Here is a 2,741-nt window from a genome sequence, read left to right on the forward strand (position 1 = left end):
CCACCCTCTGGAAATCGGTCCTGTCCACCCCCACCGGAGACCCCACCTTCGACACCTGGCCCCCCGGACTCGACACCCTCGCCCCCGGCCACATCATCGAAACCCGCGACGTCACCGCGTCCGTCGCGATGCGGATGGCGACGCCGATCCGGCGCGCGCTGCTGCTGAAGTTCCGGTCCACCTCGGCGACCGGCACGCCGTCGTTCGGCACCGCGACCCTCATCACCCCGGCGGCCCAGTGGACCGGTCCCGGTCCGCAGCCGGTGCAGGTGAACGCGCTGCCGATCAATTCGCTCGGCTCGCACTGCACCCCGGGATATCAGATGTCCCACGGCCTGCTGGAGAAGCCCAACACCGATCTCACGGTGTTCATGCCGTCCATCTGGTGGGCGCTCGGCCAAGGGCACGCGGTCCTGGTGCCCGATCACGAAGGGCCCCTGATGGCCTACGCCGAGCCCAACGTCGCCGGGCACGTGATTCTCGATTCGATTCGCGCCACGCGGACAGTGGACGAGAACGTGTTCGGTGACAGTCGTTTCGTGGTCAGCGGCTACTCGGGCGGCGCGATCGCCTCGTACGCGACGGCGATGCTGCTCGACGAGTACGCGCCGGAACTGGCGGAGGTCGTCGCGGGTGCGGCCGCGGGCGGGCTGGTCACCGACAACAGGAATGTCGCCCACCGGTTCAACGGCAACATCTCCTCCGGGATCCTGCTGTCCGTGGCGCTGGCCGTGGCCCGCGAGCATCCCGAGATGCTGCAGTACACGAATCATCTCGCGCAGTGGGTGGCGTCCTCGCCGATCAAGGACATCTGCGGCGATGCCGACGGCCCGCTCGGCGTGGTCGGCTTCCCGATGGATGTCGTGGCGAATGTCGGTAATTCGCTCGACGGGCCGTTCGCCGACGAGATGTTCGCCCGGCTGGACCTCGCCGACCGTAAATCGGCTGTGCCGCTGTATATCTACCACGGCGCGCACGACCCCTGGATTCCGCTCGACGACGCCCAGCGCACGCACCGGCAGCAATGCGGCCGCGGCGTCCCGGCCGTCTTCCGCGTGGTGCCCGGCGAGCACCTGATCGGTTACGCCACCGGCTCACCGGGACTCGACGACTGGCTCCTCGCGCGGTTGCGCGGCGAACCGGCGCCGCGCGAATGCTGAGCGGCACAACGGAATAGGTAACTGCGAAAGCGCCCACCCGGCCGCTCGTCCGTCGTGACGAGTGCGGCGGGGTGGGCGCTGAACTATCGGGCTACGCGCATTCGTTCGGTGCGGGCTCCCCGCGCAGCCGGGCGTCGATCCAGGCGGTGGATCCGCCGCCGCCGTTGAGCATGGCGGAGACGTGTTCGCCCGGCACCGTGCGGAATACGGCCGGGACGCCGAGACCGCACTGCTGCCGGTACATCCGCTGCGGGCCCTGGATCGGAATCCAGAAATCGTCGGCGCCGTGGTAGATGTACAGCGGCACAGCCGATGTGCGGTCGGTCAGGTCGGTCAGCCGCTCGATGTGCGCGGCGATATCGCTTTCGAGCGGATGGTCGATGTTCGCCGCCACTTCCATCGGGATACCCACCGCGCCCAGCGGTCCGTCGGCTTCGCCGCAGATGTTCTTCAGTGGCGAGGTCGCCACCCACTGCGCGAGATTGTTCATGTACTGCAGCATTTCGGGATGCTCGCGGGCGATCGCCAGCGATACCGAGAGCAGGATTCCGGAGGCGCTGCGGCCGTTGAACACGTGCGCCACCGCGCCGTAGTCGGTCACCAATCCGCCCACGGACGCGCCGACGAGCACATCCGCCAGTTCGGGTGCGTACTCGGGCAGCAGCATCGCTGTCGCGTACGAGGCGATCGATCCGCCCGAGTAGCCGCTGACCGCGAAACGGCTGTCCCCGAACTCTTCCGGGAACAGCGATCGGACGGCCCGCATGGAATCGAGGGTCATGTGCCCGGCGACCGTGGGCTCGGCGTAGGCCACCAGCGGGCCCTCGTGGTCGGGCACCAGGATGGCGTGGCCCTTGTTCAGCGCCGCCGCCACGTCCGGCAGGAAGACATTGATGCCGCTGTTGTCGCGACGGCCGTGCGCGATCGTGTAGCCGGGGGTGCACCGCAGGCCCAGTGCGTTGATCGGCATGGTGTCCACCTGGACCGGCCGCGGGTCCGGACCCGGCCACGCGACGGCGGGAACGAGAAAGGTCGCGGTGCCGAACGAGGGGGTTCCGGTCGCCGAGGTGGACCGGAATTTCACCAGCAGCGCCCGTTCGATCGGCGCGCTGACCAGCGCCGCCGCGGTGGCGGTGACGTCGCGGGTTTCGATGATGTGGCCGGGGGTGAGGGTGTCGAGTCCGGGGGGCCAGGTGTCGAAGGTGGGGTCTCCGGTGGGGGTGGACAGGACCGATTTCCAGAGGGTGGTCTGGTCTGTTCCGGTGAGGTGTTCGGGGGTGGGGGCGGAGGGGGGTGCGGGGTCGAGTGGGGGTGCGGGGATGGTGTTGTCGATCCATTCCTGCAGGGGGGAGGGTGCCGGGGCGCCGGGTTGCGGCGGGGGTGCGGGTGCCGCGGTGGCGGGTGGGGTGGCCAGCACCGCGGTGCTGACGAGCGCGGTAGCTAGAACTGCCAGAAGGGTTTTCACGGACCTCGTCCTCGAGTCGGATGAACTCGCACAGCGTAGCTATCGTCAAGGGGCCTTCCCAGCGAGTGTTGCGGGGTCTGTCACCACACCTGAGACAGCCCTCACCCACACTGTGA

At 68.8% G+C, this 2,741-nt stretch carries 2 protein-coding genes; one reads left to right on the top strand and one right to left on the bottom strand.

Annotated elements, in window-relative coordinates:
- Nucleotides 1-1,160, top strand: a 1,160-nt coding sequence (locus QH470_RS00420; RefSeq protein ID WP_280270217.1) for a lipase family protein, incomplete at its 5' end; no start/stop codon positions are given.
- A gap of 91 nt (nt 1,161-1,251) precedes the next feature.
- Here QH470_RS00420 and QH470_RS00425 read toward each other — a convergent pair.
- Entirely contained in the window at nt 1,252-2,625 is a 1,374-nt protein-coding gene (locus QH470_RS00425) for a lipase family protein (RefSeq protein WP_280270218.1), read from the bottom strand.
- Between the last annotated feature and the right edge of the window lie 116 nt (nt 2,626-2,741).

Source organism: Nocardia wallacei (assembly GCF_029868745.1).
GTDB lineage: Bacteria > Actinomycetota > Actinomycetes > Mycobacteriales > Mycobacteriaceae > Nocardia > Nocardia wallacei_B.